Annotated in this window: 19 protein-coding genes; 8 read left to right on the forward strand and 11 right to left on the reverse strand. The window is 71.9% G+C overall.

The features are described 5' to 3' along the window. Positions 1-156: 156 nt before the first annotated feature. Positions 157-960, forward strand: a complete 804-nt coding sequence (locus tag ACTMTU_RS16120; RefSeq protein WP_441264151.1) for a pentapeptide repeat-containing protein — start codon at positions 157-159, stop codon at positions 958-960. A 36-nt stretch (positions 961-996) separates the two neighbouring features. Here ACTMTU_RS16120 and ACTMTU_RS16125 read toward each other — a convergent pair whose 3' ends face one another. After that, positions 997-1,821, reverse strand: a complete 825-nt coding sequence (locus ACTMTU_RS16125) for a lysozyme (protein ID WP_441264152.1) — start codon at positions 1,819-1,821, stop codon at positions 997-999. 228 nt (positions 1,822-2,049) lie between these two features. Between ACTMTU_RS16125 and ACTMTU_RS16130 the strand changes: the two genes are divergently transcribed. After that, entirely contained in the window at positions 2,050-2,532 is a 483-nt protein-coding gene (locus ACTMTU_RS16130; protein ID WP_441264153.1) for a MarR family winged helix-turn-helix transcriptional regulator, read from the forward strand. A 28-nt stretch (positions 2,533-2,560) separates the two neighbouring features. Here ACTMTU_RS16130 and ACTMTU_RS16135 read toward each other — a convergent pair whose 3' ends face one another. Continuing rightward, entirely contained in the window at positions 2,561-3,349 is a 789-nt protein-coding gene (locus ACTMTU_RS16135) for a hypothetical protein (RefSeq protein ID WP_441264154.1), read from the reverse strand. 365 nt (positions 3,350-3,714) lie between these two features. Here ACTMTU_RS16135 and ACTMTU_RS16140 point away from each other — a divergent pair, with 365 nt between their 5' ends. The 5 genes from ACTMTU_RS16140 to ACTMTU_RS16160 are packed head-to-tail and all read left to right on the forward strand — an operon-like array spanning position 3,715 to position 9,844. Next, entirely contained in the window at positions 3,715-7,044 is a 3,330-nt protein-coding gene (locus ACTMTU_RS16140) for a nitrate- and nitrite sensing domain-containing protein (protein ID WP_441264155.1), read from the forward strand. Further along, positions 7,041-7,523, forward strand: a complete 483-nt coding sequence (locus ACTMTU_RS16145; protein WP_441264156.1) for a roadblock/LC7 domain-containing protein — start codon at positions 7,041-7,043, stop codon at positions 7,521-7,523. Before ACTMTU_RS16140 ends, ACTMTU_RS16145 begins: the two co-directional genes overlap by 4 nt. Next, positions 7,523-7,918 carry a DUF742 domain-containing protein gene (locus tag ACTMTU_RS16150; protein WP_441264157.1) on the forward strand — a complete coding sequence of 132 codons (396 nt, stop codon included), beginning with the start codon at positions 7,523-7,525 and terminating at the stop codon, positions 7,916-7,918. The genes ACTMTU_RS16145 and ACTMTU_RS16150 overlap by 1 nt, the downstream gene beginning before the upstream one ends. Then, positions 7,899-8,570, forward strand: coding sequence for a GTP-binding protein (locus tag ACTMTU_RS16155; RefSeq protein WP_441264158.1), 672 nt, complete (start codon positions 7,899-7,901; stop codon positions 8,568-8,570). Before ACTMTU_RS16150 ends, ACTMTU_RS16155 begins: the two co-directional genes overlap by 20 nt. Positions 8,571-8,608: 38 nt before the next feature. Continuing rightward, positions 8,609-9,844, forward strand: coding sequence for a styrene monooxygenase/indole monooxygenase family protein (locus ACTMTU_RS16160; protein ID WP_441264159.1), 1,236 nt, complete (start codon positions 8,609-8,611; stop codon positions 9,842-9,844). Here ACTMTU_RS16160 and ACTMTU_RS16165 read toward each other — a convergent pair. From ACTMTU_RS16165 to ACTMTU_RS16180, 4 genes are read right to left on the reverse strand one after another with little or no spacing between them, the layout of a single operon-like run. Continuing rightward, complete coding sequence (locus ACTMTU_RS16165) at positions 9,817-10,104, reverse strand: hypothetical protein (RefSeq protein WP_441264160.1); 288 nt, start codon at positions 10,102-10,104, stop codon at positions 9,817-9,819. The genes ACTMTU_RS16160 and ACTMTU_RS16165 overlap by 28 nt on opposite strands. Continuing rightward, complete coding sequence (locus ACTMTU_RS16170) at positions 10,071-10,346, reverse strand: hypothetical protein (protein ID WP_441264161.1); 276 nt, start codon at positions 10,344-10,346, stop codon at positions 10,071-10,073. The genes ACTMTU_RS16165 and ACTMTU_RS16170 overlap by 34 nt, the downstream gene beginning before the upstream one ends. Before the next feature lie 10 nt (positions 10,347-10,356). Then, positions 10,357-11,085, reverse strand: coding sequence for a TetR/AcrR family transcriptional regulator (locus ACTMTU_RS16175; RefSeq protein ID WP_441264162.1), 729 nt, complete (start codon positions 11,083-11,085; stop codon positions 10,357-10,359). A 43-nt stretch (positions 11,086-11,128) separates the two neighbouring features. Beyond that, the gene (locus ACTMTU_RS16180) at positions 11,129-12,064 is read right to left on the reverse strand and encodes an AurF N-oxygenase family protein (RefSeq protein WP_441264163.1); all 936 of its coding nucleotides are present in this window, start codon (positions 12,062-12,064) and stop codon (positions 11,129-11,131) included. A 166-nt stretch (positions 12,065-12,230) separates the two neighbouring features. Between ACTMTU_RS16180 and ACTMTU_RS16185 the strand changes: the two genes are divergently transcribed. Next, positions 12,231-13,340 carry a ferritin-like domain-containing protein gene (locus ACTMTU_RS16185; RefSeq protein ID WP_441264164.1) on the forward strand — a complete coding sequence of 370 codons (1,110 nt, stop codon included), beginning with the start codon at positions 12,231-12,233 and terminating at the stop codon, positions 13,338-13,340. Between the two features lie 133 nt (positions 13,341-13,473). Here ACTMTU_RS16185 and ACTMTU_RS16190 read toward each other — a convergent pair whose 3' ends face one another. The 5 genes from ACTMTU_RS16190 to ACTMTU_RS16210 form a co-directional block, all read right to left on the reverse strand. Next, positions 13,474-13,926 (reverse strand): DUF3291 domain-containing protein, encoded by a 453-nt coding sequence (locus ACTMTU_RS16190; protein WP_441264165.1) that lies wholly within the window; start codon positions 13,924-13,926, stop codon positions 13,474-13,476. Further along, positions 13,923-14,981: an amidase family protein gene (locus tag ACTMTU_RS16195; RefSeq protein WP_441264166.1), complete on the reverse strand. Its 1,059-nt coding sequence runs from the start codon at positions 14,979-14,981 to the stop codon at positions 13,923-13,925. Before ACTMTU_RS16195 ends, ACTMTU_RS16190 begins: the two co-directional genes overlap by 4 nt. Beyond that, positions 14,978-16,438, reverse strand: coding sequence for a penicillin-binding transpeptidase domain-containing protein (locus ACTMTU_RS16200; protein ID WP_441264167.1), 1,461 nt, complete (start codon positions 16,436-16,438; stop codon positions 14,978-14,980). Before ACTMTU_RS16200 ends, ACTMTU_RS16195 begins: the two co-directional genes overlap by 4 nt. After that, entirely contained in the window at positions 16,435-17,826 is a 1,392-nt protein-coding gene (locus tag ACTMTU_RS16205; protein ID WP_441264168.1) for an FtsW/RodA/SpoVE family cell cycle protein, read from the reverse strand. Before ACTMTU_RS16205 ends, ACTMTU_RS16200 begins: the two co-directional genes overlap by 4 nt. A gap of 137 nt (positions 17,827-17,963) precedes the next feature. Beyond that, positions 17,964-18,275 carry a zinc-ribbon domain-containing protein gene (locus ACTMTU_RS16210; RefSeq protein WP_441264169.1) on the reverse strand — a complete coding sequence of 104 codons (312 nt, stop codon included), beginning with the start codon at positions 18,273-18,275 and terminating at the stop codon, positions 17,964-17,966. Positions 18,276-18,289 lie beyond the last annotated feature (14 nt).

Genomic DNA, 18,289 nt, shown 5'->3' on the forward strand with positions numbered 1-18,289 from the left:
ACAGCGTCTGGTGATCCAGCGCCGGGCCCCTCCGTCGGCCCGCCTGCCGCCGCACAGCGGGGCTCCTGCGCCTGCCTTCGCCCGCAGCACCGGGCGCTTCGCTGCCCCTCGGCCGCCGCACACCGAGGCGTTCCGCAGGTCCCGCACAATGGACGGATGAAGACCCTGCGTGCCGACTGCGAGAACTGCTTCGGCCTGTGCTGTGTGGCGTTGCCCTTCGCCGCCTCCGCCGACTTCGCCGTGAGCAAGGACGCCGGCAAGCCCTGCGCGAACCTGCGCACCGACTTCGGCTGCGGCATCCACGCCCGCCTGCGGGACAGCGGCTACTCCGGCTGCACCGTCTACGACTGCTTCGGCGCGGGCCAGCAGGTCTCGCAGATCACCTACGGCGGGACGAGCTGGCGTGAGGCCCCGGGCACGGCCCGGGAGATGTTCGAGGTCTTCCCCGTCGTACGGCAGCTGCACGAACTGCTCTGGTACGTGGCCCAGGCGCTGACGCTGGACGCTGCCCGTGAGCTCCACGGGAAGCTGCGCCGGCGCCAGGAGCACATCGAGGAGCTGACCCGGCTCGCTCCCGGCGCGCTGCTGAAGCTGGACGTCGGCGCCGAACGCGAGCAGGTCAACGTCCTGCTGCTGCGTGCCAGCGAACTCGTGCGCGCGGGAGCGGGGACCGGGCGGAAGAAGAAGGACCGCAGGGGAGCGGACCTGATGGGCGCCCGGCTGAGGAACGCGGATCTGCGGGGTGTCAGTCTGCGCGGCGCGTATCTGATCGCGGCCGACCTGACGGGTGCCGATCTGTGGCTGGCCGACCTCATCGGCGCCGACCTGAGGGACGCCGATCTGTCGGGCGCGGATCTGACCGGCTGCATCTTCCTCACCCAGCCGCAGCTCAACGCGGCCAGGGGCGACGCGGCCACCCGGCTCCCCGACGGGTTCACCCGCCCCGCGCACTGGTCGTGACGACCGGCGCGGCGGGACGGGCCCCGTGAGCCGGGGTCAGCCGTTGGCGAGCGCCTGGACGCGGTCGTACGCGCCGTTGAACTTGTTGTGGTCGCCGACGATCGGCCCGGACGAGGTGTACTGCCACATCGTGTAGTAGGGCCAGCCGGCCGGGAGGGTGCCCGGCGTGGTGTTGTAGCGGGCGATCCACAGCGGGTTGGTGGCCCCGAAGCCGGCGTAGTTGCCGGTGCACTGCGTCCACCAGCTGGTCGCCGTGTAGATGACCGCGTCACGGCCGGTCCGTGCCTTGTAGCGATTCAGGAAGTCGCGGATCCAGGTGACCATCCCGGCCTGCGACTTGCCGTAGCAGGCGGCGCCGTAGGGGTTCCACTCGATGTCGAGGACGCCGGGAAGGGTCTTGCCGTCGCGGGACCAGCCGCCGCCGTTGTCGACGAAGTAGTCCGCCTGGGCGGTGCCCGTCGTCGTGTTCGGGGTGGCGAAGTGGTACGAGCCCCGGATCATGCCGATGTTGTACGAGCCGTTGTACTGCTGCGTGAAGTACGTGTTCTTGTAGTACGTGCCTTCGGTGGCCTTCACGTAGGCCCACTTGACCCCGCTGGTCCACAGGGCCGACCAGTCGACGTTCCCCTGGTGGCTGGAGACGTCGACGCCTTCCGTCTGGACGGCACGGGTGTCGCGCGGGGGACCGCCCTGGCCGTCGTGGGCGACGACGCCCATGCCCATGTGGGCGGAGCCGCGCTCTGGCTTGGGATCGGCCGTGGCGGTGCCGGGAAGCGTGAGGAGGAGGGAGAGGACTGCGAGGAGAGTGCCGGCCGCGGCGAGGCGCCGACGACCGGTCGTTCCGGATCTGTGCACGGGCATTGCGTGCCTCCGAAGGCCTCGGTGGGGGGAACTGACGACGTGTCGACATGTCGTGGCGGAGTGAATGGTGTGGACATGTCATGAACACGCTACGCACGTAGACCCGCCGTAGGAAGGGGGCCTCGGCGCCGCCGTTGGTCTACGCCTGCGAAATACTGGCGGAGCTGCGGCGATACCGGCCGCCGTAAGAAACTTTCACGACCCGGAAAGCGTACGAGGGGTGCTGACGTGCACGAAGGCGGTACGGCGGGTGGAGCGGGCCCGAACGGCGGAAGTGGTGTGGACCAGGAATTCCTCGCGCTCGAGCGGGAGTTGTCCGTCTTTCTGCGCCGCGCCAGGGCCTCCTCGGGTGAAATGGCCCGCGAGGTCCACCCAGAACTCGAGCCCGCCGCCTACGGGCTCCTCGTACGGCTGGACGAGGCCGGGGCCCAGCGGGCCACCGAACTGGCCGGCTACTTCGGCGTCGGCAAGGCGACCATGAGCCGGCAGCTGCGGGCCCTCGAGGAACTGGGCCTGGTGACCCGCGAACCGGACCCCGCCGACGGCCGCGCCTCCCTCGTACGGCTCACGGAGGACGGAACGGCCCGGTTCCGCCATGTGCGCGACGCCCGCCGCGACCGGTACCGCAACAAGCTGGCCGGCTGGGACCGTCACGAGGTCGCGGAGCTGGCACGGCTGCTGCACCAGCTCAACGCCCGCGCGGAGAGCTGACGGACGGCGCCGGCGCGCCCCGGCGGGCTCACAGTTCGGCGAAGACCGCGGACGCGTCGTCGTGGAGCTTCCACCGGATCGCCGCCGTACGGGCTCCCGCCTCCGCCTCCAGCTCCCGCACCCGGTCGATCAGTCCCTGAGCGCCCTCCTCGCGCAGCAGCGCCACGCACTTCGCCCAGTCGCCCGCGCCGAACATGTCCACCCAGCGTGAGGCGCCGTCGGTGAGCGCCACGACGGCGCTCACCCGCTCGCGCGGAACGCTGCCCGCCACCGCGCGCAGGGCCACCGCCGGGTCCGCCGCCGCCGTGAAGAACCCGCCCTCCGCGTTCCGCAGCGCGTCCGCCGAGGCGTGGGTCCGCAGCGCCTCACGCGGCAGGCGGTCCAGCCGGTCGTCCAGCACCGCGGACACCGTCCCGTCGGGCGAGCGGAGCAGCAGCGTCGAGTCGGAGAGCACCAGGTACTCGACCTCCCCCTCCGGCCCGCCCCAACGCGCCAGCACCACCGTCGCCTGAGGAGTGCGCACGTGAGAAAGGTCACAGGTGTCGCGATGGGCGTCCGCGGTGCGCCGGATTGCCTCGGCGAGCACCTCCCGAAGTGTCAGGTCACGCCGCGAACCGGACAGTTCGACCAGAGCACCGCCCAGTCGGGCTGTGAACCACGGCACACCGTGCACGCAGCCCGCGTCCCCGCTCGGAGGCGTCACGCCGTCGAGCGCGACGACGGTTCCACCCTGGCCCGAGGCGGGCAGGGCGACGGACACCCAGTCCTCGTTGGGGCGTTCGGGAGAGCCGGGGGAGGTGGCCAGATCGATGCGCATGGACCCAGTCTGCATGAGACCTTCACAAGGCCCTCGCAGAGCGGCGCTTGGCCCGTACCAGCAGGTCAGACGGTGTGCTTCGCCCCGAATGGGCGGCTGTGCGAACCTGCGGGCGCACATAGTGCCAAAGGGGGGCCGGAAGGTCCAACCCACGGGCTCCGCGCGGCCCGGCGGGCCGCGCGGGGAAGTTGTTCGCCAACTCGCGAGTGTTGTTCACTCGTTCGGGTGGCGGAGCGGCCGATGCGCGCCTCCCTCCCAAAGGCACTGGAATGGTCGGAAGCCGTACCAGGGGTGGGGCTTACGCGCGTGACCGGTCGTCATCTCTGCTTCATGGGTGGACGAGTCAAGCAAGATTGCGAGCACCGGTGCAGAAGAAGCGGCCTCGGGGCAACGGCGGCAGGCCCACTGGAATCCCGTCCACGGGAGCACCGGGCGACCCCCAGGCCCCGGCCCCTCCCCAGCAGATCCCGGCGCCCCGCGCCCAGGACACGGCCGCGCAGGACCCGCCCGAACAGACCATGACCGCGCAGGCGCCGGCCGGCCGCTCCCGACGAGTACGCAACCGGCTGGTCGCCGGTGTCGCCGTCGCCGGCCTCGTCGTCGTCGCCGCGGGCACTCCCGGCATCCTCGCCGCCTCCGGCGACCTGACCGAGTCCCAGCGGCTGGTCACCCTGGCCGCGCTCGACCGGCAGGCCGTCACCCTCGCCCACTCGCTCGCCGACGAACGCGACGAGCTCACCGCGTACATCGCGGCCGGCGGGGAGGAGCAGGAGGGCGACAAGAAGGACCGCCGCGAGGTCTCCGACAGCCTCGGCAACCGCGTCGACCGGCAGCTCGACGAGATGCGCGACGCCCTGGCCACCGACCGTGCGGAGCTGCGGCGCTCGCTCGCGTCCGTACCCTCGGTCCGCCGCACCGCGCTGTCCGGCGAGGGCACCGCGATGGAGACCCACCAGGCCTACACCGCGGTCATCTCCGCGCTGCACGCCCTGGCCGGCGAGCTCGCCGACCGGACGCCGCCCCGCGCCGCCGAGGCCACCAGGGCCCCCGCCGAGCTCAGCCTCGCCGTCGAACAGGCGTCCGCCGCCCGGGGGCTGCTGCTCGCCGCGCTCGCCGTGCCCCAGCCCGACCCCGTCCTCTCCTACGACCCCGTCACCGGGCTCCCCGTGGAGAGCGCCGGCGAGGACACCGGCGCCGACGCCCGCACCCGCAACGCCCTCACCGCCGCCGCACAGCAGGCACGAGTACGCGAACTGGCCGCCCTCGCCGACTTCGACCAGGCCGCCGGACCGACCGCCCGGGACAAGTTCGCCGCCACCGTCACCGGGCCCGAGGTCAAGACCGCCGAGACCTACCTGACCCGCCTGACCGACCAGCCCAAGCTCTCCGACGCGGAACGCGGCACCGACCCCGCCGAACTGGAGGCCGCGCTCACCGCCCGCATCGAGCAGATGCGCGGCGCGGAGTCCTCCCTCGCCACCGAACGGACCGAACGGTTCGAGCAGCTGCGCGACGACGACCTCACCGCGCTCGAGATCCGTATCGCCCTCCTCGGCGGCCTGGTCGTCGTCACCGTCGGCGTGCTCGCCGCGGTGTCCCGCACGCTCACCCGCCCGCTCGCCGTCCTGCGGATCGGCGCCGCCAGGCTCGCCGACGCCCCGGTCCCGCAGAGCGAGGAACCGGTCCGCTTCACCGGCCGCAACGACGAGTTCGCCCAGGTCGTACGGTCCCTCAACAGCCTCCACGACAGGCTCCGTGACCTCGGGACACGTGCCGCGCAGCTCGACGCCGACCGGGGCGAACTCCTCGGCTCGCGCGCCGCGCTCGAGGCCGAGCTGACCGAGGCGCGCGCGGAACTGCGGCAGCGCACCGAGGAGACCGCCCGCGAACTGGACCGGCTGCGCCACACCGTCCACCACACGTTCGTGAACCTCTCGCTGCGCACCCTCGGACTCGTGGAGCGCCAGCTCGGCGTCATCGAGAAGCTGGAGGAACGCGAGCAGGACCCGGAGCGCCTCGCCACGCTCTTCAAGCTCGACCACATGGCCACCGTCATGCGCCGGCACAGCGAGAACCTGCTGGTCCTCGCCGGCACCGACCACGGACACGGCCATGTCGGCCCCGTCCCGCTCGTCGACGTGCTGCGCGCCGCGGTCAGCGAGATCGAGCGCTACGAGCGGGTGGTCATCCAGTCCCTCCCGCCGCACGCCCAGGTCGCCGGCTTCGCCGCGGACGACCTCAGCCACCTGGTCGCCGAACTCCTCGAGAACGCCACGTCGTTCTCGCCGCCGGACGCCCAGGTGGAGCTCTCCGGCTGGCTGCTGGAGAGCGGCGAGGTGATGCTCTCCGTCCAGGACGCCGGCATCGGTATGACCGCGGGCCGCATCACCGAGATCAACGCCCGGCTCGAGGACCCGGAGTCGTACGAGACGGAGCCCCCGGCAGGCCGTGAGGGCGAGGGCCTCGGACTGCGCGTGGCCGCGCTGCTGGCCGCACGCCACGGAGTGCGGATCCAGCTCCGCGAGCACAAGCAGGGCGGGATCACCGCCGTGGTCGTGGTGCCGCAGGCGCTGCTGCCGACGGGACCGCCCGCGACGGCGGGACGCCAGGTACCGGTGCCGGGGGCCGCCCCGGCGCTGAACCTCCCCGGCTCGGTGGCGGAGGCGAACTCCAACGCCCTGCCCAAGAGCCCGCGGCGGCAGGACACGGACCCGGCGGACGCCGACGGCGCCGGCCCGGACGTTTCCGAGAACGTCCCCTCCGACGGAACGGAGCCGGTCGAGGACTCCGGCGTGACGGGCCACGATGCGGAAGCGGCCGGTCAGGAGCCGGCGGAGCCCTTCGCGTCGCCGGCGGGCGGCGAGCCGGCGCAGCACGAGCCCGTGCACCCCGCTCAGGGCAGCGCCCCGGTGGCGGAGCCGGCCGAGCCGGCCGCACAGGCAGAAGCGACCGAAGCGACGGCACCGGCCGGACAGACCGCACCGGCCGCACCTGCCGGAGCCACGGCGCCGGACGCCGACCTCCTCACGGGGTTCGACAGCGCCGACGTGCTCGACGACGGCCCGGCCGCCCCCGGCGACGACCTCGCCCAGGACCACGAGGACGGCCACGACGGCGACGACCTCGCGCAGGACCACCGGCACGGCCACGCGTACGGCCACGGCCCGGACCCGCAGGCCGAGCAGCGGCTCGAGCCCGACCCGTTCGTCGAGGCCGCGGAGCGGGCGATCCTTGCCGCCGCCGCCGAGCCGGAGACACACGAGCGGACGGCCGACGGCGACCCGGTGACCACCGGCGTCGACCAGGAGACGTTCACGATGCGGCTGCCGAGGCAGCCCGAGGAACCGGGGGAGCCCGAGCAGGGTCCGGAACCGGAGCAGGAGCCCGCCGGCGGAAGCGCGCCGGATGCTCCCGCCGCCTGGGACCGGGTCACGGACAAGGGCCTGCCCAAGCGCACGCCGAAGTCCGTCCAGCCCGCGGCCGCCCCCTCCGGGCGCACCGGAAGCGTCGACGCGGAGGCCCTGCGCCGCCGGCTCGGCGGCTTCCACCAGGGCGCCAAGGACGGCCGCCGTGACGCGGAGGCCGAACTCGCGCAGACCACAGCACAGACGGAACCGCCGGACCCGGCACACCGGACGGGCCGGCGGGAGACCGAAGCGGAGACGGGGGACACAGTCGAGGAGGCACGCAGTTGACTGCGACCGGCACGTTCGGCCTGAGCAGGGAGGCCCGCAACCTTCAATGGTTGCTGGGCAATCTGGTGGAGGAGGTGCCAGGTGTGCGCTCCGTCGCCGTCGTCTCGTCGGACGGACTGCTCCTGCTGTCCTCCGACGCGGAGCTCAACGCAGCCCCGGCCGCCGTAGCCCCGCGCGAGGGCCCGAAGGGCTCCAGCGCGGACCTCGCCACGATCGTTTCCGGCATCGGCAGTCTCACCGTCGGGGCCGCCGGCCTGATGGACGGCGGAGGCGTCAAGCAGACGATGGTCGCCATGGAGGAGGGCAGCCTCTTCGTCATGTCGATCAGCGACGGCTCCCTGCTCGGGGTGCACGCGACCCCCGACTGCGACATGAGCGTCGTGGCGTACCACATGGCGCTGTTCGTAGGCCGCGCCGGACACGTACTCACCCCCGAAGTCCGCAGTGAACTGCGCAAATCGATGGAGAGTGGTCTGTGATGACCGGCCCCCGACTTCCCGTGCGCGGTGACGGCAAACGTCCCGCCCGGGTCCGCCCGTACTCCCTGACCGGCGGCCGTACCCGCTTCGGGCACGTGCTGCTCGTCGAGACGTTCGTCGCCGCGCTCGAGGCGCCGCCCGAGCGCAAGGAACTGCCCGGCGGCACTCTCGCCCGGGTGATGCCCGAACTGCGGGCGATCGTCGAACTGTGCCGCCGTATGCGTACCGTCGCCGAGATATCGGCGCTGCTCAAGATGCCGCTCGGTGTCGTCCGGGTGCTGCTCAGCGACCTGGCGGACCAGGGAAAGATCCGTGTGTACGGGACCGGTCACGGCACCGGCCAGCCCGACCGCGCACTGCTGGAAAGGGTGCTGAGTGGACTCCGCCGCCTCTGACACGCTCGCACGGCCCGACGCCGCGCCCCTCGACACGTCCCACGGTACGGAGCCCGAGGCCCGCACCGAAGAGGCCGTGCAGGCCTGGCAGCTGGACACCACTCGTGCGCCCACCGCGACGAAGATCGTCGTCGCGGGTGGTTTCGGCGTCGGCAAGACTACGTTCGTCGGCTCGGTCTCGGAGATCACGCCGCTCCAGACGGAGGCGCTGATGACCCGGGCGAGCGAGGAGACCGACGACCTCACCGCCACGCCCGACAAGGTCACCACCACGGTGGCCATGGACTTCGGCCGGATCACGCTCGACGACGACCTGGTGCTGTACGTCTTCGGCACGCCGGGCCAGCAGCGTTTCTGGTTCATGTGGGACGACCTGGTGCGCGGGGCGATCGGCGCGATCGTGCTCGCCGACACCCGCCGGCTGCCCGACTGCTTCCCTGCCCTCGACTACTTCGAGAGCTGCGGGCTGCCGTACATCGTGGCCGTCAACCACTTCGAGGGAACTACCGCGTACGAGGCGGCGGACGTACGGGAGGCCCTGACGGTGCCGCCGCACGTACCGGTTGTGATCATGGACGCCCGTAACCGGATCACGGTGATCGAGTCGCTACTGGCGCTTGTCGCCCACGCCCTCGACGCCACCCCCGAATAGCCTCCCGAACCGCGACGCAGAACCACGGAGAACCCGCCATGCGGAAGATACTCATAGTCGGTGCCGGTCAGTCCGGCCTCCAGCTCGCCCTCGGCCTCCAGTCCCAGGGCTACGAGGTCACCCTGATGTCGAACCGCACGGCGGACGAGATCCGGTCCGGCCGGGTCATGTCCACGCAGTGCATGTTCCACACCGCCCTCGAGCACGAGCGCGACCTCGGCCTCAACTTCTGGGAGTCGCAGGCCCCGAAGATCGAGGGCCTCGGCGTCTCGGTCGCCGCGCCCGACGCGAGCCGCGCGGTCGACTGGGTCGGCAAGCTCGACGGCTACGCGCAGTCGGTGGACCAGCGCGTGAAGATGGCCGGCTGGATGGAGACGTTCGCCCAGCGCGGCGGTCAGCTCGTCATCCACGGCGCCGCCGTCTCCGACCTCGACTACTTCTCCCGCACCTACGACCTGGTGCTGGTGTCGGCCGGCAAGGGCGAACTGGTCTCGATGTTCGGCCGTGACGCCTCCCGCTCCCCGTACGCCGAGCCGCAGCGCGCGCTCGCCGTGGCGTACGTCCACGGTCTCGGCCCGCGCCCCGAGCACCCCGACTACGACGCGGTCCGCTGCAACCTGGTCCCCGGTGTCGGCGAGCTGTTCGTCATGCCGACGTTCACCACCTCCGGGCGGGCCGACATCCTCTTCTGGGAGGGCGTCCCCGGTGGGCCGCTGGACGTCTTCCAGGGCGTCAAGGACCCCGCGGAGCACCTCGCCCTGACGCTCGAACTCATGGAGAAGTTCACGCCCTGGGAGTACGCGCGGGCCACCAAGGTCGAGCTGACCGACGCGGGCGGCACGCTCGCCGGCCGGTACGCCCCGACCGTCCGCAACCCCATCGGCCGGCTGCCCGGCGGCGGGCTCGTGCTCGGCGTCGCCGACGTCGTCGTGGCGAACGACCCGATCACCGGCCAGGGCTCCAACTCCGCGTCCAAGTGCGCCGCCTCCTACCTCGCGTCGATCACCGAGCACGGCGACCGGCCGTTCGACGAGCAGTGGATGCAGAGCACCTTCGACCGCTACTGGGACACGGCGCAGCACGTCACCAAGTGGACGAACGCGATGCTGGGTGTCCCGCCGGAGCACGTGCTCAATCTGATCGGCGCGGGCGGCGTGCTCCAGCCGGTGGCCGACCGGTTCGCCAACGGCTTCAACGACCCGGCGGACTTCGAGAACTTCTTCTACGAGCCGGAGAAGGCCGAGGCCTACCTGGCGTCGGTCTCCGGAGCCTGACCGCTGTCCGCCGCCTCGCTCCCGTCCGGGCCGCCGGCCGATGCCCCGCCCGAACCGTCGTCCTCGCCCGCGCCGCCGGCCGTCGCGCCGGACGGCGGCCGGGGCGGGGCCGGCGGCGTGCCGGGCGTGGTGGCGAGGGCCGTGAGCTGCTCGGTGGAGAGCGACGCGAGCAGCCCTCCGGCGGACCGCAGCCGGGCAGCGGCCCGGTCGCGGGCACGCAGACGCCCTACGCGCCGCCCCCCGGCTTGGACCAGGGCCATCTGATCTCGCGCCGCTCGACGCCCTCGGGCGCGTACTCGTACTTCCAGCCACGCTGGAGCCCGAGGCGCTTCGTGTGACCGGAGGGGGCCCGGCGGTACGCGTACACGGTGGGCGGGGAGCCGTCGTCGTTCGGTACGGGTACCTTGTACCACTTCGGGGGGTGGCCTGTGGGGCCGACCAGGACGGGGAGCACCCGCCCGTCCAGGGGACCGCCCTCGAAGGGGGTGTTCTCGCTTCTCACCCCACCAGTCTCACAGCAGGTGGGCGGCGCCGCCCACGACGGGCCCCAGCCTGCGCACCAGCGTGCCGACGGGGCCGGCCGCGGTCTCCTGCGCGAGCAGGTCCGCGACCACGTCGGCCGTCCCCTCGTCGGTCGCCGCCGTCACCGTCAGCAGCGCGACCAGATGGTCGACGAGCCATTCGCGCAGCTCGTCGGCCGGCGGCTGCTTGTCCTCGTCCAGCCAGATCAGCGAGGCGGCCTCGACCGCCGCGATCCAGGTCCTGACCATCATGTGGAGCCGCGGCCCCGGGCCGTCCACGCCGAGGTGGACGAGGATCTGCTCGGCGGCGGCCCGCCGCACCTCGTCGACGATCGCCGTCGTACGGGAGGTCTCGGCGACGCTGCCGCCCCGCAGCAGCGCGCTGAACCCCGCGTCGTGCTCGTCCACGAAGGCCAGATAGCGGTCCAGCACCCGGGTCAGGCGCTCGGTCGGCGGACCCGCCTTCGGTTCCGTGAAGCACAGCTCGAGCCGGTCGGCGGCCGAGCGCAGGGCCGCTTCGTAGAGCTGCTGCTTGCCGCCGGGGAAGTACCGGTAGACGAGCGGCCTCGACACCCCGGCCGCCTCCGCCACGTCGTCGAGCGAGATCTCCTCCGGCGGCCGGTGCGCGAAGAGGGTGAGCGCCGCGGCGAGCAGTTGCGTGCGGCGCTCCTCGACGCTGAGCCGTCGGTAGGCGCGGGTCGCGGGAGCGGGACTGGTCATGCTCCGCAGCGTAACCGCAGCCCGCGCGGCGCCCCTCATGCGATCACGCGAGAAGGCCGGAACTCTTCCACAGCCTGCGGCCGGCCCCGCGCAGCACGCCGATGTCGTCCAGGAAGTCGGTCAGCCGGCGTGCGCCGGTCTGCATGACCTCGCGCCGGTGCCCACTGGCCTTCACCTGGGCGACGGCCTCGCGGCGGTCGAGGCCGACGTTCTCGTACACCTGCGGGTTGATGAAGCAGACGCTGAAGACGCGTGCCGCCTCGCCGCAGCTGAGCCGGGTGAACTCCTGCTCCCAGCGGGGCGCGGTCACCATCTGGCGGCGCAGCTCCTCGCGGGCGTACCGCACATGGCGGGCCTCCTCGACGACGTGGATGCGGGTGACGCCGCGCACCAGCGTCTGCACCCGCTCGTCGGGGAAGGTCAGGCGCTGCATCCAGTCGAGGATCTCCTCGCCGAGGAGGGTGGCGGCGAACGAGCCGGGCGTGGTCGAGACGGTCTTCAGCACGCGGGCCAGGTTGTGGTAGACGCGCGGCACCGGGTACGCGGGCGCCCCGCCCTTCTGGATCATGCGGGCGAACATCATCGAGTGCCGGCACTCGTCCGCGATCTCGGTGAGGGCGTAGCGGACGTGGTTGCTGGTCACGGACTTGTCGTAGATGTGGCGCACCAGCAGCTGCATCAGGATGATCTCGAACCAGATCCCGAGCGAGGCCAGTGAGGCGGCCTCGTGCCTGGCCAGGTCCATCCGCTGTTCCTCGGACATCTTCCGCCACAGCGGGGTGTCGTAGAGGGAGACCAGCTCGGGGGGCCAGAACCACTTGCCCTCCTCGATGGGCGCCTCCCAGTCGAGCTCCTTGTCGGGGTCGAAGGAGTGCTTGGCGGAGGACTCGAGCAGGCGCGCGGCGACCTGTTCGCGGTCCCGGAGCGGGCCGAGTGCGTCGCGGAGCAGCTGCACGTCGCGGTCGGTCACTGTCGTCATGGCTGAGGGCACCTCGCGAGTCGGATTACCGGCGTCGGTGTTATGAGACTCCCCGTCAGTAAGCTCGTCAATCCCCTGTGCACGACTTGTTGACTGAGCGTCTATCAGCGTGTGAGCCTGCCAACTGGCCTTGCGTACCCAGGAGTACGAGGCGAAGGAGCCGGAAGTGTCGACCCACGACCGCTACACACACGCACCGGACAACCCGCTCTGGCAGGTCCCTGCCTCGGGAGCCGCCCGCTTCAGTTGGGAGTACGAAGACGGCCGCGACCGTCTCCTCGCCCTCTACCAGAAGGGCAAGGACAAGCAGTGGGACGGCGCCAGGCGCATCGACTGGGACCTCGAGGTCGACCCGTACGACCCGCTGGGCACACCCGACGAGGCGCTCACCCTGTACGGCACCCGGCACTGGGCGAAAATGACCGAAAGGGACAAGGGCGAGCTGCGCAAGCACTACACGTCCTGGCAGTTCAGCCAGTTCCTCCACGGCGAGCAGGGCGCCATGATCTGCGCGGCCAGGATCGTCGAATCGGTCCCGGACCTCGACGCCAAGTTCTACTCCGCCACCCAGACCATGGACGAGGCCCGGCACGCCGAGATCTACGGCCGCTTCCTCCACGAGAAGATCGGCATGCTCTACCCGATCAACGACAACCTTCAGTCCCTGCTCGGCGACACCCTGCGCGACTCCCGCTGGGACATGCCCTACCTCGGCATGCAGGTCCTCATCGAGGGCCTGGCCCTCGCGGCCTTCGGCATGATCCGCGACACCACGACCAAGCCGCTGCCGAAGCAGATCCTCGCGTACATCATGCAGGACGAGGCACGTCATGTGGCGTTCGGCAGGATGGCACTGCGCGACTACTACAAGCAGCTGAGCGACGCGGAACTGCGCGAACGCGAGGAGTTCGTGATCGAGGGCTGCTACCTGATGCGCGACCGGCTGCGCGGCATCGAGGTCCTGGAGAACTTCGGCGTCTCGAAGAAGGAGGCGGAGGAGTACTCGGAGCAGTCGGAGTTCCTCCACCTGTTCCGCAAGCTGCTCTTCAGCCGGATCGTGCCGTGCGTCAAGGACATCGGGCTCTGGGGCGAGCGGCTGCAGAAGGCGTATCTCGACATGGGCGTCTTCGAGATGGGCGACGCCAGCCTCGACCTGCTGATGTCCCAGGACGAGGAGATCGCGGAACAGCTCGACCGGGAGCGGTTCGCGGCCGAGGAGCAGGAGCGGGTGGCGGAGGTGGCGGACGCGATCGCGGAAGGCGCGGACGCACCGTAAGGCAGGGGGACGCCGTCCCGCCGGGCACGGCAGGACGGCGTCACGGGCCCGCTCCCGGGCCGCCGTCCGCGCGGACCGCCCGAAGTCGACCGGACCACGTGCGGCGAGCGTCGGGGCCGGCCGACGCCGCCGGTCACACCGCGGGCGCGGGGAAGGACTTGCGAAGGGTGAACGCCTGCTGTGTCGGCCCGTGTTCACGGATGTGCAGCAGACGTTCCTCCGCCTCGCGGACCGTCGGCCGGTGACCGGCGGGGACCCACCACAGCGTCGACATCACTTCGTGCATCCGCTCGAAGAACTCGTGGCGCCGGGCCAGCAGCTCCCGGTGCATGCCCTGGTACATGAAGGCTGTCAGAGTGTCGGTGTCACGCCACACCGACATGTTCACCATCAGCCAGTCGTCGCCGAAGACCCGCAGGTCGGTCGCGTCACCGGCCTCGGTCCGGAGCCGCCAGACGAAGCCGTCGGCGGCGTCCGCGACCGCGTTCACGGGGGCGAGGTTGTCCACGAAGTCCTTCAACTGCGGGGAATCCAGGGGGTGTTTGAGGCGGGCTATGTTCACCTGGGCGAGCTCGTAGGAGGTCATGGCCGCACAGTAATCAGGCCCTTCTCCGCCGCCACCGCCATTTCGACCAGTGAGACGTCCGCCCCCCGCTCGGCCACCAGTTGAAGCCCTACCGGGCAGCCGTCGCTCGTGAAGCCCGCCGGGATGCTGGCCGCCGGATGGCCGCTCAGGTTGAACGCCCAGGTCAGCGCCGTCGAGTAGACGTCCGCCCCGGGGCCGTCGTGACCGTGCGGCCGGTTGGGGGTCGCGGGGGTCAGCAGGACGGCCGCGCCGGCGAACAGGGCGTCCAGGCGACGGTCGTTCTCGGCCCGCACGGCCGCTCCCCGCGCCGGCCGGCCGCCCCGTACCGCCGTCCACGCGTCGCACGGGTCCAGCAGTACCGGGCGGGCGTCCGTGAGCCGTACGACACCGGCGGATTCCAGTCGTTCCACCGCCGCCAGCGCGACCGCCGCCACCTCCGGTTCCGTGTCCGCGAAGCCCAGGCCCGCCGACCAGACCGCCGGCAGCGGCAGGACCGGGGCGGCCGGCTCGTAGGTGTCCAGTACGCAGCGCAGATACGCCCGGGCGTCCGCCGCCGTCGGCGTCAGGACACCCGCGGAGGCAAGGCCCGTGCGGTCGGGCGAGGGCAGCAGCCCGTTCGTCGTCTTCAGTCCGAAGACCGAGCACCAGGCAGCCGGGATCCGTACGGACCCCGCACCGTCGCTGCCGGTCGCCAGGCCCACCATGCCGGCCGCGACCGCCGCGGCCGACCCCGCGGAGGACCCGCCGGGAGTGCGGTCCGGCCGCCAGGGGTTACGGGTCGGGCCGTGCGCGCCGAGACCCCAGGTCTGCCAGGGGGTACCGGGGCCGGGCACCGATGTCGAGCCGACGGCCACGCCGCCCGCCGCGGTGAGCCGCCGCGCGGCACAGGACCGGACGCCCGAGGGGCCCTTCACCGCGAACGGCAGTCCGGCCAGGGGGAGTCCGGTGTCCAGCGAGCCTTCACGGGCGAGCGCCTCCTCGGCCCACACCTCGACGAAGGCGCTCGTCTCCGGGTCCAGTCGCCCGATGGCGTCCAGCGACGCTGCGATGTTCATGGGCCCCAGAGTGCCGCCCTCATCACGGCCCGCGCGACGGGGGCGGCACTGCCTCCGCCGCTGATGTCCTCCCGTACCGCGGAGGCGTCCTCGACGACCACGGCCAGCGCGACCTCCGGCCGGGGCGCGTCGTGGGCCTGCGCCCATCCGATGAACCAGGCGTACGGGAGCCCCGAGTTGTCGATACCGTGCTGCGCGGTGCCCGTCTTGCCGCCGACGGTGGCGCCCGCGATCGCCGCGTTGTCGCCGGTGCCCTCCTCGACCGCCCGCACCATCAGTTGCCGCAGCCGCTGCGCGGTGACCGGGGTCATCGGCTGCCGGTAGGCGCGGGGGCCGTTCTGGGCGATCAGGTCGCCGTTCGCCCTGGTCACCCGCTCCACCAGGTACGGAGTGTGGATGTCGCCGCCGCTCGCGACGGCCGCCGCGACCATCGCCATCTGAAGCGGTGTGGCCGTCGTGTTGAACTGCCCGATCGAGGACAGCGCCAGCTGGTCGGGCGACATGTCGGTGTCGAAGTTGGAGACCGTCACGACCGAAGGGATCCGCAGTCCGGGGTCGTTGAAGCCGAACCCGCGGGCGGTGGCGACCATGTCCCGCAGTCCGACCCGCGCCCCGAGGTTCGCCATCACGGTGTTGCACGACCACTGGATCGCGTAGGCCAGCGAGGCGTCCTCGCATCCCTTGGTCGCGTTCGGCAGCGGGGTGCGGGTGCCGGGCAGCTGGTAGGGCTCCGGTGTGCGCGTGGGCGCGTCCACGTCGTCGACGACGCCGCTCTCCAGGGCCGCGGCGGCGGTCACGATCTTGAACGCGGAGCCGGGGGGATAGGTCTGGCGGATCGCGCGGTTCAGCATCGGCTGCGTGTCCGCGCCGTTGAGCCGGGCCCAGGCCCGGGAGGCATCCGGCCCGTTGCCGGAGAGCAGCTCCGGATCGTACGACGGGCTGCTGACCAGGGCCAGGATCTTCCCGGTCGAGGGTTCGATCGCCGCGACGGCGCCCCGCCTGCCGCCGAGACCCTGGTACGCGGCCTGCTGCACGGCGGCCTTCACGGTGGTGGCGACGTCCCCGGCGGAGGGCCGGCTGCGGCTCAGGTCGCCCCAGAAGGGGAACGGCGCCAGCAGAGGATCGCTGCCGCTGAGGACCGGGTCCTGCGCGTGCTCGACGAACGAGGTCCCGTAGATCTGCGACGAGTACCCCGTTACCGGCGCGTACAGCGGCCCGTCGAGGTAAGTGCGCTCGTGGCGGAGCTGCTCACCGGTGTCCTCGGACCCGGTGACCGGCTTCCCGTCGACCAGGATGTCGCCTCGGGGCTCCGCGTAACGGGCGATGGCCGCCCGGCGGTTGGCCGGGTTCTTCTCGAGGGCCGACGCCTCCAGCACCTGCACGCGGGCGGCGTTGGCCAGCAGCGCGAGCAGGAGCAGCAGGCTGAACACGGCGGCGTGCCGGATGCATCTGGTCACCGCCGCACCGCCGGTGCCGGGGCGTGGACGCCCACCTCCACGGGCACGGGCGGCGGCATGCGGGCCGAGTGGCTGAGCCGGATCAGCAGCGCCACGATGACCCAGTTGGTGACCACGGAGGAGCCGCCCTGCGCGAGGAACGGCATCGCCATGCCGGTCAGCGGGATCAGGCCCGTCACACCGCCCGCGATGACGAACACCTGGAGCGCGACGATGGAGGAGAGGCCGACCGCGAGGAGCCGGCCGAACGCGTCGCGCACCGCGAGCCCGGCGCTCAGCCCCCGGGCGACCATCAGCCCGTACAGCAGGAAGATCGCGCTGAGGCCGACGAGCCCCAGTTCCTCGCCCGCGGTGGCGAGGATGAAGTCCGACTTGGTGGCGAAGCCGATCAGCACGGAGTGGCCGAGCCCCAGACCGGTGCCCAGCATCCCGCCGGCCGCGAAGGCGAAGAGGGACTGGGCCAGTTGGCCGGGGCCCTGCCCGGACTCGATGCCGGCGTACGGGTCGAGCCAGTCCTCGACCCGGCTGTGGACGTGCGGTTCGAGCGAGCCGACGGCGTACGCGCCCGCCGACGCGAGCAGCAGACCCACCGCGATCCAGCCGATCCGGCCGGTCGCCACGTAGAGCATGACGACGAAGAGACCGAAGAAGAGCAGCGAGGTTCCGAGGTCCCGTTCGAGGACGAGGACGCCGACGCTGACCAGCCACACCGCCACGATCGGTCCGAGCACCCGGCCGGTGGGGAGCTGGAGCCGGCGGATCAGCCGGCTGGCGTGGGTGAGGCCGCCCCGGTTGGCGGCGAGGTACGCGGCGAAGAAGACGGCGAGCAGCACCTTCGCGAACTCGCCCGGCTGGAAGGACAGCTGTCCCACCCGGATCCAGATCCTGGCCCCGTTGACCGCGGGGAAGAAGATCGGGGCGCAGAGCAGCGCGAGCGCGGCCGTGACGCTGATGTACGCGTACCGCTGGAGGATCCGGTGGTCGCGCAGGACGACGACCGCCACGATGAACAGGGCGACCCCGGAGGTGGACCAGACGAGCTGGGTGGGGGCCGCCCGGTCGAGCGGGGTCTGAAGGTCCAGCCGGTAGATCAGCACCAGGCCGAGGCCGTTGAGCAGGACGGCGATCGGCAGCAGCAGGGGATCGGCGTAGGGGGCGCGGAGGCGTACGGCCAGATGTGCGAGGAGTGCCAGGACGCCGAGGCCCGCTCCGTAGCCGGCGGCGTCCGGCGGCACGGCGCCGTTCCTGGCGAGACCGACGGCGACGTAGCCGTGGAGGCAGATGACGACGGCGCCGAGGAGGAGCGACAGTTCGACGCCCCGCCGCTTGGGCGGACGGGGCGCGGGACACGGCTCGGGCCCCGAAGTGCCCGCTGTCGTTGCGGTCATGTCACGCAACGTAGCAAGTGGCCCGTCTGTTTGTCCCTTTATGTCAGGGTGCGCCGACGTCGAACAGATGGGCCGTCACGCAGCGTCGGCCGGCGGCGGAGGCACGCTCCGCCCGCCGCGCCCGCGCCGCCGACGGCTCAACGCTGGTAGGGGTTCTGCTGCCCCTGCTGGGCCTGCCCGTACGGCTGACCGCCCTGCACGCCCTGGCCGCTGCCCGCGGACTGCGCCTGGAGCTGCTGCGCCTGCTCGGAGGAGATCTGCTGCTCGGCCCCGCAGAAGGTGCACTGGGTGGCGTACTTCGTGGAGAAGGGGAACAGCGGCACGAAGAACAGCGTGAACTTCGTGACCCGCTTCCTGAGCGTGTGCGCGGAGGGGTTGCCGCAGTGGCCGCACACCAGCGTCAGTATCGCCAGCTGGTAGATGTAACCCTTGGTACCGAAGATGATCATGCTGTCGGGTCCTC

Source organism: Streptomyces sp. OZ13 (assembly GCF_052068155.1).
GTDB lineage: Bacteria > Actinomycetota > Actinomycetes > Streptomycetales > Streptomycetaceae > Streptomyces.

Excerpts from the sequence above, each read along its gene's own strand:
- ACTMTU_RS16120 (WP_441264151.1), top strand. The coding sequence starts at position 157 with ATGAAGACCCTGCGTGCCGACTGCGAGAACTGCTTCGGCCTGTGCTGT.
- ACTMTU_RS16125 (WP_441264152.1), bottom strand. The coding sequence starts at position 1,821 with ATGCCCGTGCACAGATCCGGAACGACCGGTCGTCGGCGCCTCGCCGCG.
- ACTMTU_RS16135 (WP_441264154.1), bottom strand. The coding sequence starts at position 3,349 with ATGCGCATCGATCTGGCCACCTCCCCCGGCTCTCCCGAACGCCCCAAC.
- ACTMTU_RS16150 (WP_441264157.1), top strand. The coding sequence starts at position 7,523 with ATGACCGGCCCCCGACTTCCCGTGCGCGGTGACGGCAAACGTCCCGCC.
- ACTMTU_RS16160 (WP_441264159.1), top strand. The coding sequence starts at position 8,609 with ATGCGGAAGATACTCATAGTCGGTGCCGGTCAGTCCGGCCTCCAGCTC.
- ACTMTU_RS16165 (WP_441264160.1), bottom strand. The coding sequence starts at position 10,104 with ATGGCCCTGGTCCAAGCCGGGGGGCGGCGCGTAGGGCGTCTGCGTGCC.
- ACTMTU_RS16175 (WP_441264162.1), bottom strand. The coding sequence starts at position 11,085 with ATGACCAGTCCCGCTCCCGCGACCCGCGCCTACCGACGGCTCAGCGTC.
- ACTMTU_RS16180 (WP_441264163.1), bottom strand. The coding sequence starts at position 12,064 with ATGACGACAGTGACCGACCGCGACGTGCAGCTGCTCCGCGACGCACTC.
- ACTMTU_RS16190 (WP_441264165.1), bottom strand. The coding sequence starts at position 13,926 with ATGACCTCCTACGAGCTCGCCCAGGTGAACATAGCCCGCCTCAAACAC.
- ACTMTU_RS16195 (WP_441264166.1), bottom strand. The coding sequence starts at position 14,981 with ATGAACATCGCAGCGTCGCTGGACGCCATCGGGCGACTGGACCCGGAG.
- ACTMTU_RS16205 (WP_441264168.1), bottom strand. The coding sequence starts at position 17,826 with ATGACCGCAACGACAGCGGGCACTTCGGGGCCCGAGCCGTGTCCCGCG.
- ACTMTU_RS16210 (WP_441264169.1), bottom strand. The coding sequence starts at position 18,275 with ATGATCATCTTCGGTACCAAGGGTTACATCTACCAGCTGGCGATACTG.